Below are 13,955 nucleotides of genomic sequence, written 5' to 3' on the forward strand. Positions count from 1 at the left end.
CATGGCAACGCAAACCCGCCTCTTCCTCGGTCTGGTCCGGCCGCCAAAGCTCATCGGCTTGCCGATCATGTATGCCATGGTTTGGCTCTTCGGGTTTGTGTTGCTGTTTCTGTGGGTCCAGAGCTGGCCGGTGATCATCATTGCCGCTCTGGCCTATCCTGCGCTGTGGAAAGCCGCTGACTGGGACCCGGCCTTTCTCGAAGTGATGGTCACCGCCTTGCAGGAAACGCCGCCAACCCCGAACCGCAAGATCCATTCGGGGGACAGCTATGCTCCATGACCCTTCGGATGATCTTGCCGTACTGCCGGACTGGGCGCACAAAGAGCGGCCTATGGCCAGCATGCTGCCCTATGTCAGCCTGGTGAATGATGTGACGATCCGCACACGCGGCAATGCGCTGTTCCAGTGCATTCGCCTTGATGGGGTCAACAGCATGACCAGCGATGACGCACATTTGGAGAAGATCCGCGCGCTCTTCGCTGCAATCATCGCGCAGATCGGGCCGGAGTACAGTTTCTACGTACACAAGGTTTCAAAAGCGATCGAGACGGCCTTGCCACCGGTTCGCGAGGAAGGGTTTGCCCACGCGCTGGATACCCGTTGGCAAACGGCGATGGCGCGGGCAGGTCTGCGGGACAAGACGCTCACGCTCACAGTGCTCAAACGCCCGCCCCTCGGCGCGCGGCTGCGCCTCAAACGTTCTGACTCCATCGCACAGCTGAAAAACCATACAGCCAAGCAGCTGCGCAAGCTCGAGGAGGTCGTCGGGTTTCTGCTGTCGTCTTTTGCAGCAATGAACCCACGTTTGCTTGGAGCCGAAAATGGCGAGTTACTCGGGTTCCTCGGGGCGCTCAATATTGGACAGGAACGACCGCTCTTCGCCAAATCGCGATTTGGCATCGTTGCTGAGGATGTGGCCAACACGCGCGTCACGTTTCAGGGGCGAGGCTTCACATTGGACGATGGGACGGCGGGCAAGCGGTTTGGCACCAATTTTGCGATCAAGACTTACCCAGCCAAAACCAGCTGCACCATGTTCGATGAGCTGAACCTGCCGGTCGACATGGTCGTCACGCATTCCTTCACTCCCATCAACAGCAACATCATGGCCAGCCGGATCAAGCGCCAACAGCGCCTAATGAAGGCCAGTGATGATGGTGCGATTTCTCTTGCTGAAGAACTGGTCGGCGCGCTGGACGATCTTGAATCCAAGCGCCTCAGCTTTGGCGATCATCACATGACGGTAACAGTTTTCGCCGAGACCGAGGAAAAGCTGGAAGCAATCGCGGCCGAGGTGCGCAATATCGCGGCCAGTGAAGGGGTCAATCTGGTGAATGAGAGCTTTGCGGCTCGGACACATTATTTCGCGCAGCATCCGGGCAACGGTCAAATGCGCAGCCGCAAGGCCGGCATCACCAACACAAACTTTGCCGACCTCGCAGCGCTGCATCGCGGTCAACTGGGCAAACCTGGCCACCAAGTGCCTTGGGGCAAGCCGATCACTCGCTTCCCGACACCTGAACGATCTGGTTTCTTGTTCAACTGCCATGAGGCGGGTCAGCCAGACAAAGAGCCAACCGGTGGACATACGTTGATCCTCGGCCGACCTGGCTCCGGCAAGTCGGTGTTGTCGGCCTTCCTCATGACCCAAGCCCGGCGCTGCGAAGCGCGCGTGTTCGTGTTTGACTACCGCGCAGGAATGGAAATGGCCGTGCGGGCCAATGGCGGGCGCTACAGCGCCATCAAGGCGGGTGAAGCAACCGGCCTCAATCCACTGCGCACTGAAATCGACGGGCGCGGCCAAGCCTGGCTCTCCGATTGGCTGGCCACGCTGCTGCATCGCGCCGACAAGCCCCTGAGCCCTGTTCAGATCAATCGCATCCAAGAAGTGGTGCGCCAGAACGCCGGGGCGAGCGATGCCGCCCTGCGCAACTGGCAAGACCTGGCCTCCCTCTTTGTGGCCGGGGCGGACGAAGGGGATCTGTTCGAACGGATTCAGGAATGGACCGCTGATGGTCGCTACGGTTGGATCTTCGGTCAAAGCTCTGAGGACACCTTCTCGCTCGATGGTGATGTGGTGGGATTCGACCTGACCGGGATTCTCGACAGCGAAAGCGAGAAAGAACGCATGGCGGTCCTGTCCTACCTATTTCGGCGGGTGGAGCGCGTGATCGAAGACCGCCAGCCGACGTTGATCATCATTGATGAGGCCTGGAAGGCACTCGACAACCCGTATTTCGCGGATCGGCTCAGTAACTGGCTGGTCACGGCGCGCAAACAAAACGCGGTTGTCGTGATGATGACCCAATACGCAAGCCAACTTGAGAAAACTCGCACCGGCAAGACGATTGTCGAGGCTGTGCCGACGCAGCTCCTGATGCCCAACATCCGCGCCTCGGCCAGCGATTACACCATGCTGGGCCTCACTGACAAAGAGCTGAGCGTTTTGCTCGGAACGGGCAGCAACTCCCGTCTGGCGCTGGTGCGTGACGATCAAGGTTCGGTGGTGATCGACGCTGATCTCAGCGCCCTTGGCCCCTACCTCACGATCCTTGGTGGCATGGAAAAAGGCGAAGCGCTGGTCGGCGCGGATTACCGCCAAAACCCCGATTTTTGGAGACAGATTGATGCGTAGACTGTGCGTTCTAACCCTCACCCTTTTGACCCTGACAGCCTGCGCGGAATACCGGCCGTCAGAAGCTGAATGCTTCAACTCCTTTGCCGAGGTCAGCCGCAGTAACTGCAATTTCGAGTTGCTCGGGCCGATTGGTTCGCTGCATGAATAGCCTCCGCCCGCATATCCTTGCGGGTTTGGTGTGGCTCAACGCGCCAATGGCCTTTGCCCAAGGTGTGCCCACCTTTGATGCAGGCATGTTCTTTCAGCGCGAGCGCGTTTTGCAGCAGGGCAAACAAGATCTAGCACTGCAGCGGGATCGTTTGACCAAAGAGGAAGAGCTTGAAGAGCTCGAGCAGGAACAACTCCAGGCGCTGGAAGACATCCTCGACGCCACGACATTGGCCAGCGGGAATTCCGGCGCACTGGTCGCTAGTTTGGAAGCTGGTTCATCACCTGAAAGCGCCGCAGAGACGCTTTACGGTCCAGCCGACCCAAACCCCGGCGCGGCACAGATGTTCGGCGATGCATCCGGCTCGATCGAAGAGCTGATCATTCGCGCGGCTCAGGAAACGCACCATATGCCTGGCGTGCGCGCGGCGGGCCTGTCGCCCAAGCAATGGCGCTGTCTGTTGCAGGCGCTGATCTGGCAAGAAAGCCGCTTCACCATCGGCGCGCGCTCCCCTGTCGGCGCGTTCGGCCTGACCCAGATCATGCCCGGCACAGCGCAGGATCTAGGGATTTTCCCGGCCTATTATGAAAATCCCTATATCCAGGTCACGGGCGGCGCGCGCTATCTGGCGCAAATGCTCGCCATGTTTGATGGCAACATCATTCACGGGCTCGCGGCCTACAATGCCGGTCCCGGCAATGTGCAGCGCTACGGCGGTGTGCCGCCCTTCGCTGAAACCCAGCACTACGTTCAGGTGATCCCGGAGCGCTACAACCTTTACCTTGCCCGCGTCGGCGGTGTTGATGCACTCGGCACGATTGATCCGGTTCTGCTCGCAAACTCGACCATGAGCCTCACCTCCTTCGGCGCAGGGGTCTATGGCGATTATTCCATGGTCTCGGTGCAAGCGGCCGCACTGCGCGTGCAGGACATCATCACCCGTATCGGCGAAACCGACGACATTCACGCTGCCATGTCGCTCAACACCTATGCGCGGGCCGAACTCGCCCGCTTGATCGCCATCCGTACGCGCCTCAAGGCCGCCCACACCCGCCCGCTCAGCGCGGCAGAGCTGGCCATGGCGGCCGCGCAGGCGCGCGAACAAGACTTCATGCAATTCGATCTGGAGGCACTCCGATGACCCGCTTTTTTTCTGCCGTAACCACCTGCGCGTTGCTGTTTGCCTCACCCCTATTTGCCCAAGGTGTCCCCACGGTCGACACGCGCAACATCGCGCAGGAAATTCGCCAGCTGCAGCAAATGTTGGAGGATTTCGGGATCCAGACCGACCAGCTCGACACGCTTCTCGAGCAGCTCGATCTGGTGCAGCAGCAACTCGACACGCTCAACGAGACCTACGCCGCCCTGACCGGTGCGACAGACATCATTGAAATGGCCATGGGCGGTGACCTCGACGGGCTTTTGGACCAAGAGTTCGGCGATCTCCTGGGCACCATCCGGCAAATCCAAAGTGGCGATTTCAGCGGCCTCATCGGCAATGCAGCCCCACAGATGGAGGGCCGTATGACGCAAGCCTTAGAGGATGCAGGCTTTGACGAAGACAGCCTGTCCGACATGGCCAGCAGTGGCAATCCTGGGGCGGAGCGCATTGCCAGCCAAGCGGGCACCGGGGCGGTGATGTCTGCAGCCGCTGAAAACAGCTATGAAGAGGCCGCGCAATCCCTCGAACGGGTCGAACAGCTGGTCTCGCTGATCCCCGACATGGAAACGCTTAAGGAAGCCGTCGATCACAACACTCGCGTCACGGCCGAGTTGGCCATTGCTATGACTCGCATGTGGGAGCTCGAAGCCATTCAGACCGTCGGCGCGGGCCAATCCGGCGTGGTCGATGCTGCCACCCTGGCCGAAGAGCGCCGCTACATGGACTTCACGCTGCCAGACCTGCGCGCGGACTGACCCCATGAACAGCGAGGCAGAAATCATCGAAGAAGAGCTCGTCTACGGCGCAAGACGACGCGAGCTCATGTGGCAGAAACTGGGGTTGACCGGCATGGCATTTGGCATGGCAGGTTGCCTCGTCGCTGCTCTTGTCGCTCTGTTCGACGTGGACCCGCCGCCCATGATCGTGCCCTTTGATAGCGAAACCGGCATTGCCCTCCCCAATGCCGTGGTTGAAGCGGTCTCACTCACGGAACGCCCCGCTATCATCGAGGCACAGGTCTACCGCTATGTCATCGATCGAGAGACGTACAATCAGCTCGACAATGATGTGCGTGTGCGGCGGGTCCTGGACCAGTCGGACGGCGCGGCCGCTGCAGGGTTGCGCGCGCTTTGGACCAGCGGCCATGAGGCATATCCGCCGGACAGCTACGGTACAGATGCGCGGCTTGAAGTCGAGGTTCTGTCGATCACCCATATCAGCGCCAACCGTGCCCAGGTACGCCTTCGCAAGCGGCTCAATTCACCGCGTGGGAGTCAAAACGGGCTCTTCACCGCAACGCTGATGTTTGAGTTTCGGCCCGAGAATAGCCGGTCGATCGACGATGTCTGGCAGAACCCTTTCGGCTTCACCGTCACCGAATATGCGATCCGCTCGGATCGTTTGGAGTAACCAATGCGCCGCCTGTTCCTGATCCTCGCCTTCCTAATACCGCTTGCTGGCACCGCCTATGCAGAAACCCAGCCGCGACAAGGCCCCTATGATGCCCGCGTCCGGCTGGCCACCTATCAGGATGGGCAGGTCTACCGCATCCGCACCAGCCTGACCCATGTCACCAGCATTGAATTCGGCCAAGGCGAGACCATCCGCTCGATCATTGCGGGCGACACCGAGGGCTTCCTTCTGGACGGCGTGCCTGGTGGTCAGGCCTTTGCGATCAAGCCGGTCTCGCGCGGCGCGCATACCAACATCACCGTCTACACCAACAGGCGTAGCTATTATTTCAATGTGACAGAGGCGAGCTCTCCGACGTTCTATGTCATCCGCTTCACCTATCCCGAGGCGACCCCTCGGCAATCACGTGTGGCGGCGAACGCACCAGCAAACCACGCCTATGGCGTCAGCGCGCGGTCCGAAATCACTCCGCGCGAAATCTGGGATGACGGCACCTTCACGTATTTCCGCTTTGCCGCGAATGCGCCTTTGCCCGCGATCTTTCGCTGGTCGGGAGGCAATGAGCGTAGCGTGAACGCGCTCGCGCGGCCAAACGGTGTGATCCGTGTCTCAGGTGTCAGCGATCGATGGGTTCTCAGGCTCGGCGAGGACGAGATCTGCGTCCAAGAGATGAGCGAGGCAAATCAAGATGAGTGAAACAGCCGAGCTTAAGAAACGCCTAGAAGCGATTGAAGGAAAAACACAAAACCGAAAGTCGCGGCCGTCGGCTGTCACTATTGCCCTAGGTATTGCGGCAATCGCTGCTCTTGGAAGTCTATTGCTGTTGTTCTCTGGCAGCTCTGAACCCGAGAGCCTAGAAACCGCCTCCCCAGATGAATTCCAAGCAGCGGGGCCGGGCTTTGGTGCGCTTGAGCCCACCCCCGCACCGATTGACACTTCGCCGCCGCCGGAACCGGAAACAAACAGCGAAACAGACGAGCTGCGCGCGCAAATGGATGCCATGCGGGAAGAACTTGATGCCCTGCGCAACGCACCTGCGCCTGAGGCCCCAACCGTCGGCCTCGAGGCATTGGATACCTTGGGCGCAGAGATCGATGCCCTGCGCAGCGAGGCAGCAGCAACGCAAGCCGCCTTGCGCGAGGAGTTGGAAGAACGCGCACGGCAAATCCAGCGACTGCAGAGTGATCTGGAACTTGCACGCCTGGAAACCCCGCGCACGCCCGCACCAACCGGCCCCACGGCCGAAGAGCTGCGCCTTCAAGAGCTCGAGCGGCGAAGGCAAGCCGAACTTGAGGAACTCCAAGCCCGCATCGCCAGCCCAATTATCGCCTTTGGCGGCTCTGGAGGCGGCAACAACGAAACCGCCGCGCAGCAACGGCGACTTGATGGCGACACAGACTTTGTCCGCAATGGCGCAGAACCCGCCGAGGTGACGCAGGCCCAGGTGATTGTGAACCCGTCAAACACGGTCGTTCAGGGCACAATGATCCAGGCGGTGTTGGAGACAGCGATCGACAGCTCGCTCGCCGGTCAGGTCCGCGCGATGGTATCGGAAGATGTCCATGCCTATGACGGCTCGCAGATCCTGATCCCGCGCGGCGCGCGGTTGATCGGGCGGTATCAATCTGGCCTCGACATCGCACAGCAACGCGTGACGATCGCTTGGGACAGGATCATTCTGCCCAGCAACCAGACCGTTGAAATCAGCGCCTTCGGAGGCGATGAACTGGGCCGTTCCGGAACGACCGGTTTCGTCGACAGCCGCTTTGGCACGCGGTTCGGTTCTGCCGCCCTGATATCGCTGATCGGAGCCTTGCCCGCTGTGGCAGCCCAGAACACCGAAGATGAGATCACCTCGGATGTACTCGAGGGCATTGGCGAAGACCTTCAGGACAGCGCGCAAAGCGTAATTGGCGAATACCTCTCCATCTCGCCGGTGATCTATGTCGATCAAGGTGCCCGCGTCACCGTGATGGTCGACCGCGATTTGGAGATTTTCTGATCATGGCGGCCAGCTATCTGCAAAGCTCGATGGACAAGATCCCCGAAGCGCGTGATCCAAAGCTGATCGAGCTTTGCATCAACCCCGACGGCACGCTGTGGGCGGAGTTTCAGGGGGATCACTTCATGCGATCCGTCAATCGGAGGCTCTCACCAAACGAGATCAAAGACTTGGGCAATCAGGTTGCTTCCGCCGCGAACACCACTCTGAGCCGGACCAAGCCGATTGTATCAGTCAGCATCACCTACCGCGACCGCCCGATCCGCGCGCAAGTCATCCAGCCTCCCGCCGTTGATGGCGGTTACGCGATTTCCCTGCGGTTCTTCGCCGACCTGCCATTGGAGCGGATCAAGCTGTCCTTTCTCTTCGGAAAAGAGCACAGCAACGAAGGTGCACGCCGCAAACGCAATGCCGAGCTGCGCGATGTCGTGGCCACGGGCGACATCGACGCCGCGATCAAGTTCTGTGTGACGCACAAGCTCAACATGATCGTCTCCGGCGGAACCTCCACCGGCAAAACCGTCACGGCGCGCAAGATCCTCTCCTTAGTGCCCACTGACGAGCGTATCATAACGATCGAAGAGGCTGCGGAACTGCGTCCAACGCAACCCAATGTGGTCACGCTGATGTCTGACCGCGATGAGGCCATGCGCAGCGCTGATGTCCTGCTGACCTCCACCCTGCGCATGCGGCCAGACCGCATCGTCTTGGGCGAAGTGCGCGGCAAAGAGGCCATGACCTTCCTTGAGGCCATCAACACCGGCCATGGTGGCTCGCTAACCACGCTACACGCTGAAACCCCTCAGTTGGCTATCCAGCGCCTCGCCATCGCTGCCCTGAAGACCGACGTACCTATGACCTACCAGGACATGAACGACTACATCACCCGCTCCATCGATGTGATCATCCAGGCCGGTCGCCATGATGGTGCGCGCGGTATCACTGAATTCTACCTGCCGGTTGATCCGGCCCATTCAAAGGAAACAGCCCATGTTTGAATACAAGATTGAACAGATCAACACCGCCAAGACAAAGCCACCGAAGATCGAAGCGCAGCTGACGGCCCTTGGTCAGGATGGCTGGGAGCTGGTCTCTGTCGTGCCGGATTTTGACGGCGAGCACATCCTGAAAGCCTTTCTGAAGCGCGACATCTGGCGTGTCAAACCGGCCCAGAAAGCATAGGAGCAACAATGGGCGTCGTCACCTGGATGGTCGAGACAACCGACAACTTTCTGGACGACGCGGCCCAAACCACATTTGGCAACGTCGCGGGCCAGCTGGGCGGCATCATCGCCGTGGCTTCGACGCTCGCCGTGATCGGCGTGTTTCTCAACATGGTGTTTCAGTACAAGTCCATGGATGGGCGGACGGCGTTCTGGTTCGTCCTCAAGCTTATGCTGATCTCCCTCTTTGCGATGAACTGGGTCCAGTTCAACGCGGTGGCCAGCGCCCTAGTCGATGGGCTCGACCAACTCGCGGGCGGCATGGTGGCGGGGCTTGGCGGCGGCGGGGCTGGCGCGTCTTACTTTGCCGGGGCCTTTGACGATCTCATCGAAGAGTTCGGCGACTACCTTAACGCGGCTGGAGACAACATGCATTGGATGGCCGGAGCCCTGATCGGCGCGATCGGTGCGTTCCTTTTGGGCGTCATCGGCGCACTCTGCGGGCTTGTTCTGATCTTTGCCAAGATCATGCTGGCCTTCATGATCGGCATCGCCCCCATCATGATCGCGCTTTCGTTGTTCGATGTCAGCAAGGACTATTTCCACCGTTGGCTGTCCAGCACTGTGTCCTACGCTCTCTACCCTCTCGTGATCGCAGGCGTGTTTTCCACCGTCGTCGGCATGTCGCGTTCGCTGATGACCGAACTCGGAGATCCATCCGGTGCAAGCAATATCGGCGCGCTGGTCCCCTTCTTCATGATGATGTTTCTCGCAGGCGGCATGATCATCGCAACCCCGCTGATCGTCCGTTCAATTTCAGGCAACTTCATGATGGCCGGACCGCCGAGCATTCCAGGCCCTGGCGGCTTCGCAAAGGGGTTGATTGGCACAAAGGGCTCGCGGGCTCGGGCACGTTTTGGGACCAGATCAAACTCCGAGATCGCGGGAGCCGGAATACGGCAGGCGGGCGGAGCTACTGTTTCTATGGTTCAGAAGGTCGCTGAACGGGCCAAGCGCTTGAAGTGAAATCGGCACCTTCCTGCTGTTGGTCGGACTGGTCTTTGCTGCGGCGCAGTCACTCCTAACTAAACGCAGATAAATGTCTTAGGTGCGCCGGTCAAGCGATCTTACTTGCTGCAATCAAAGGTCGGCAGCCTGCTCTCCATGATAGAGGGTTACCGGTGCCCTTTCCGCATCGAAGAACCTTTCCAAACGCTCGGAATTCTCTTCGACGAGTCGCCGGGCTTGAGTGGGAAGCTCATCACGAGCTCTTTCAAAGTCGTCCATCGCAATCGGAGCTAATGAAGGTGCAGTTGTTACCCGCAGTAATCTGTCGCGCCCAATCAGCAGACCGGCCTGACCCAGTGCGTTTTGGCTTTGTAGATGCATGGCCGTCTCAATGATGGTGCGCCAGTGAAACATCCCTCCCCACTTGATTTGCGAGTCCGACAATAGCAGATCCTGTTCGCCACATCCGAGAGATAGAATGTCGACGGTATGTCGGTCGAGATCGAAACACGAAAGGGCATCAACCAGCGCAACCATGGCTGGGTTGTTTGCCCAAACACCTCCATCGGCAAAGTGCCGCGTGCCATTTCGGTATGTCGAAAAGAAGGTAGGTGCCGCCGAGGTCGCAAGGGCGGCCGTCACGATCTCCTCCTGCCAGTCCAGGCGAAAATCAGGATGATGTGGAGTCTTCAGAACAGTGACCTCGTTGAAACCGTCAAAGGTTGGAATGTTCAACCGCCGATCCACAGTCCCAAGAGTTCTGTTGCCGAAACAGTCCCGAAGGGCGCGTTCCAAGGGCTCTCGGTCATAGCGATAGACGGCCATGTTGCGCGCGAACCCGTAAACAGAATTAGCCGCCCGACCCAAAGCGAATGGCGGGGTCCAGCCTTTTGGAAAGATCTTCCCGCCGTGGGTAAGGTAAATGTCGAGAACCTCCGCCGCGCGCATTCCCGCGCTCAGACCAAGCGCGATTATGCCGCCAGTTGATGTTCCTGCCAGCAAATCGAAATAGGCCGCTGCTGATCCTCCTTTCAGAAATCGGCGCTCGCATTCGGCCAACACGGCGGCAGGCAATATGCCTTTTATTCCGCCACCATCGATCGAGAGGATGCGGAAGGTGTCGGCCGTCCATTCGAGCTGTTCACGCCGATGAAAAATCGTGCCGTGTGACCGCCGCAACTGAGGTTGTTCCATGGTAACGTTCCAATCTTGCCGCTACTGGGTTGCGGCTATCTGTTTCTAACCTGATGTGCTTGCCCGTGCCGAACCATTTGCCCGTCAACAACCAACACTCGTAGCAGCTAAGCCAGTTTGAAGCCCAAGGGATGGTGGTATTGCTAATGCGATCATCTGGTGTCCATTCGTTTGCTTCATCATCAAAGAGGCAAAGAAAGGGACCGATCCGCTGCGTTCGCGGATGTGCGACGTAGACATGCGGGAGCGAGCCTTCCGCATTTCCAAATCTCCGGGTCAGCGGTGGACTTAACACCTCTACCAGAGGCTGAAGATAGAGATTTGACCGCCCCTCGGGCAACAGTGGTTCGGTGTATTCCACGCGCAACCCATAGGTCGTCTTATGAGGCTTGAGCGTGCCATGCCAAATGGCAGTTCGTTTGTCCGGCTGATTGCACGACCAGGTCGGGAGAATAGCGCGCATATCCGCGATCTGGTTACCAACAGTTATCATCGGGCACGACGCCCCCCATGTTGGTATTGGCTCGGGCAGGCGTGATGAGACCGTTTGCAGTCGCGACACCGGCACCCAAAGCAGGGGCCGCAGGCTTGAACTCTCCACCCGGTTTCATTCCAATCGCGCCGTGTTCAAGCTGAACCATCCGCGCCCGGTGAAACGCCTGCAGCGCCGTTTCACCGGCTTTCTCACCGAAGAGATCGTCGAAGGTTGACTGAATTACCGCTGGGTTGAAACCAACGCGTTGTAGAGTCTTCAAGCGGTCAATGAGTGTCTGGAGATCGCGGGCCCAGAGTTGCTGGTCGCTCCGTTGCTCAGGCCACCGGTCGGTGAAGATGTCGGGTGTATGAGCCGGATTGCGAACTTTCAACAACCGCAGGCAGCTTTCGGCATCCTGGATGCGGCGGCGCATACGAATTGCCAGTGCAATCACCTCGTCAACGAGACTGTCTTGCACTGGGCCAGCTTCCAGCGCGATCGCAGCCATAATGATCGAGGGAGGTTTCCGTTTGCCGCGGTGGTCATCATGTTTGCGGAAGCGCTTGTCGCGAAAGCGCTTGATCAATTGCAGAGCAACAACCCGCGGAGACTTTTGGTCGAGCGGGACATGGACAGGCATCGGTTGGGTATCAGCCTTTATCATGCTGCCATCAGACGTCACGCGTTTTGCCATGGTTTCGTAGGTTTCACCGTCTACGAGGAAACGCCGCGCGTCGAAAAGATCCTGGAAGACTGCGCTTGTTTCGATATGGCCATTGAAGTGGTCGGCAAACCCCTTTGGGTTCACCTCCTTGTGGTAGCAAGTACCCGTTTCCGGCTTGTGGTGGAACAGGGTCGCGACGCGCTCCGGGGTGCCAGCCAAACGAACAACCGGCATCAGATCCACGGTCACGCCATCCGGATATGTCACAGTCACACAGCGGCTGTTCTTTTCGATCAGATAGTCATGATACTTGCTGCCCGGATCGCCTTTGATTGCCTTGTAGAGCATGGTCAAGACCCATTCAGGGTCGCTACCTGGTAGCACGCTCAGTTCAATGACAGCGTCGACATCATGCTGATCTCGCTTAAGGCGAGATCGCGTCGGTGCGTGAATGGCAAAGCTGCCGGACGCGTAGATCTCGTGGACAAGGTCTTCAAATGGGCTTCCCGGCCGATCTACATGGCTGGCCAATCCGCGATAGTGAGCTTCTGCCTCGCGATGCATTGTCACGGTGATCTGGATGGCCCGAGCCACATCCATCAGCGCTGCTTCAACCGGATCGATATCCAGGTTCCGCGCGTAGTCTTCAAAATTTGTTCTTACATTCATTTCCTTCTGCCCCCTCAGGCTTGACGGATTCTACGATCTGTCTTACAGTTATTGACGTTTTCGTAGGGCGTTTCGCGAAAGAAAAAGCCGCGAGCAAGCGGCGGAAATCCTACGATTTCGTCATAGTAACACAACCAAGGGCGTCATGTCAAACTCAACAGATGAAACGGGAGGATTCGGCGAAAGGTTACGCCGAGCCAGAGAGAACAGAGAACTTAATCAAACCGAATTGGCCGCAAAGGCCGGCCTGCAACCATCCGCCATCGGACATTTCGAGAAGGAAAGACGAAAGCCATCTTTCGCCAATATCCGATCCCTCGCAAAAGCACTGAATGTGACTTCGGATTATCTCCTTGGGCGCACCTTGGAGATGGGCCAAGCAACAACAGTGTTCCGGGGGGAAGAAAACCTATCTGACGGCGACAGAGAGCACATCCAGATGATGATTGACTTGATGAATCAAAAGAAAGCGGAGAAATGAGCAAGTTCCGGCTCACTATGGCGCGACGTCAGGGCGAGCTAAAGGCCAAAGAGATGGGGTTTGACAACTTCCCGGTTGATCCATTTGCGATCGCAGAGGCCGAGGACATCATGATTGAGCCAAAACCGCCTGATCGACCAGGTGTCAGCGGAGGAATCATATTCTTCGACGACCGTGTCGGCATTTTCTATGCGACAGATATTGTAAGCGAGGGATTCCGCAGATTTACAGTGTCTCACGAGCTTGGGCACTATTTTCTGGAAGGGCATCCGGAAGAGATCCTAAAGTCAGCTCCGATTCACATCTCCAAAGCGGGATTTTCGCAAGGTTCAAACTCCATTGAGCTCGAAGCCGATCACTTCGCGTCTGGTCTGTTGATGCCATCGAGGCTGGTTTCAAACGTCATCGGTACAAGCCGCGTCGGCCTTGATGCGATCATGACATTGGGTCACAGCGCGGAGTGTTCGCTGACGGCTTCAGCGATCAGGGCTGCCGAGTGTTGTGACTATCCGATGGCGGTGATCGTCAGTTCCGGTGACAAAGTGGCATACGCATTCCTGTCCGATAGCTTCAAGAAACTCGACAAGCTTACGTTTCTTCGCAAGGGCGTATCTTTGCCAGCAAGCCTTACACGCGAATTTAATCGGAAGCCCGGCAACGTTGCTTCGGGTCGAACCCTGTGCGGGCAAACCACGCTTGCAAACTGGTTTTCTTGTACTCGCCGCTTGACCTTAGACGAAGAGGTCGTTGGGCTAGGCAGTTATGGTTTCACTCTGACTGTTTTATCGAGCGACGAGCTGGCCGAAGATCCAGATGATGAAGATCTGGCGGAAGAAGAAGCATTAATTGAGAGCTGGACGCCACGGTTCGCACTTGGGCGTTAGAATTCGAAGGTCAATCTTTCGAATGCGGGTTGGGAATTCTTGTCTCCTGGTCA

15 protein-coding genes are annotated in these 13,955 nt (G+C 58.2%); 12 read left to right on the top strand and 3 right to left on the bottom strand.

The features are described 5' to 3' along the window. Window position 1: 1 nt before the first annotated feature. The 10 genes from ACR0AM_RS02480 (at window position 2) to ACR0AM_RS02525 (ending at window position 9,553) form a co-directional block, all read left to right on the top strand. Window positions 2–280 carry a VirB3 family type IV secretion system protein gene (locus ACR0AM_RS02480; RefSeq protein ID WP_480622026.1) on the top strand — a complete coding sequence of 93 codons (279 nt, stop codon included), beginning with the start codon at window positions 2–4 and terminating at the stop codon, window positions 278–280. Next, complete coding sequence (locus ACR0AM_RS02485) at window positions 270–2,636, top strand: VirB4 family type IV secretion/conjugal transfer ATPase (protein WP_480622027.1); 2,367 nt, start codon at window positions 270–272, stop codon at window positions 2,634–2,636. The genes ACR0AM_RS02480 and ACR0AM_RS02485 overlap by 11 nt, the downstream gene beginning before the upstream one ends. Before the next feature lie 143 nt (window positions 2,637–2,779). Further along, on the top strand, window positions 2,780–3,928 hold the full coding sequence (locus tag ACR0AM_RS02490) for a lytic transglycosylase domain-containing protein (protein ID WP_480622080.1): 1,149 nt from the start codon (window positions 2,780–2,782) through the stop codon (window positions 3,926–3,928). Next, window positions 3,925–4,704 carry a type IV secretion system protein gene (locus ACR0AM_RS02495; protein WP_480622028.1) on the top strand — a complete coding sequence of 260 codons (780 nt, stop codon included), beginning with the start codon at window positions 3,925–3,927 and terminating at the stop codon, window positions 4,702–4,704. Before ACR0AM_RS02490 ends, ACR0AM_RS02495 begins: the two co-directional genes overlap by 4 nt. 4 nt (window positions 4,705–4,708) lie before the next feature. Continuing rightward, complete coding sequence (locus ACR0AM_RS02500; RefSeq protein WP_480622029.1) at window positions 4,709–5,359, top strand: VirB8 family type IV secretion system protein; 651 nt, start codon at window positions 4,709–4,711, stop codon at window positions 5,357–5,359. 3 nt (window positions 5,360–5,362) lie between these two features. Continuing rightward, complete coding sequence (locus ACR0AM_RS02505; RefSeq protein WP_480622030.1) at window positions 5,363–6,058, top strand: TrbG/VirB9 family P-type conjugative transfer protein; 696 nt, start codon at window positions 5,363–5,365, stop codon at window positions 6,056–6,058. Next, entirely contained in the window at window positions 6,051–7,364 is a 1,314-nt protein-coding gene (locus ACR0AM_RS02510; RefSeq protein ID WP_480622031.1) for a TraB/TrbI/VirB10 family type IV secretion system protein, read from the top strand. Before ACR0AM_RS02505 ends, ACR0AM_RS02510 begins: the two co-directional genes overlap by 8 nt. Before the next feature lie 2 nt (window positions 7,365–7,366). Then, window positions 7,367–8,362: an ATPase, T2SS/T4P/T4SS family gene (locus tag ACR0AM_RS02515; protein ID WP_480622032.1), complete on the top strand. Its 996-nt coding sequence runs from the start codon at window positions 7,367–7,369 to the stop codon at window positions 8,360–8,362. Beyond that, a complete protein-coding gene (locus tag ACR0AM_RS02520; protein WP_480622033.1) occupies window positions 8,355–8,546 on the top strand; it encodes a DUF4177 domain-containing protein in 192 nt (63 codons plus the stop codon). The genes ACR0AM_RS02515 and ACR0AM_RS02520 overlap by 8 nt, the downstream gene beginning before the upstream one ends. Before the next feature lie 8 nt (window positions 8,547–8,554). Then, entirely contained in the window at window positions 8,555–9,553 is a 999-nt protein-coding gene (locus ACR0AM_RS02525; protein WP_480622034.1) for a TrbL/VirB6 family protein, read from the top strand. A 114-nt stretch (window positions 9,554–9,667) separates the two neighbouring features. Here ACR0AM_RS02525 and ACR0AM_RS02530 read toward each other — a convergent pair whose 3' ends face one another. The 3 genes from ACR0AM_RS02530 to ACR0AM_RS02540 are packed head-to-tail and all read right to left on the bottom strand — an operon-like array spanning window position 9,668 to window position 12,537. Continuing rightward, complete coding sequence (locus ACR0AM_RS02530) at window positions 9,668–10,729, bottom strand: CBASS cGAMP-activated phospholipase (protein WP_274653226.1); 1,062 nt, start codon at window positions 10,727–10,729, stop codon at window positions 9,668–9,670. Next, a complete protein-coding gene (locus ACR0AM_RS02535) occupies window positions 10,677–11,222 on the bottom strand; it encodes a type II CBASS E2 protein (RefSeq protein WP_274653224.1) in 546 nt (181 codons plus the stop codon). Before ACR0AM_RS02535 ends, ACR0AM_RS02530 begins: the two co-directional genes overlap by 53 nt. After that, entirely contained in the window at window positions 11,206–12,537 is a 1,332-nt protein-coding gene (locus ACR0AM_RS02540) for a nucleotidyltransferase domain-containing protein (RefSeq protein ID WP_274653223.1), read from the bottom strand. Before ACR0AM_RS02540 ends, ACR0AM_RS02535 begins: the two co-directional genes overlap by 17 nt. 145 nt (window positions 12,538–12,682) lie before the next feature. On the opposite strand from ACR0AM_RS02540, the gene ACR0AM_RS02545 reads away from it, so the two are divergent. After that, on the top strand, window positions 12,683–13,018 hold the full coding sequence (locus tag ACR0AM_RS02545; RefSeq protein ID WP_274653221.1) for a helix-turn-helix domain-containing protein: 336 nt from the start codon (window positions 12,683–12,685) through the stop codon (window positions 13,016–13,018). Continuing rightward, window positions 13,015–13,902 (top strand): ImmA/IrrE family metallo-endopeptidase, encoded by an 888-nt coding sequence (locus ACR0AM_RS02550; RefSeq protein ID WP_274653219.1) that lies wholly within the window; start codon window positions 13,015–13,017, stop codon window positions 13,900–13,902. The genes ACR0AM_RS02545 and ACR0AM_RS02550 overlap by 4 nt, the downstream gene beginning before the upstream one ends. Window positions 13,903–13,955: the final 53 nt, after the last annotated feature.

This window comes from Ruegeria sp. AD9 (genome assembly GCF_056542305.1).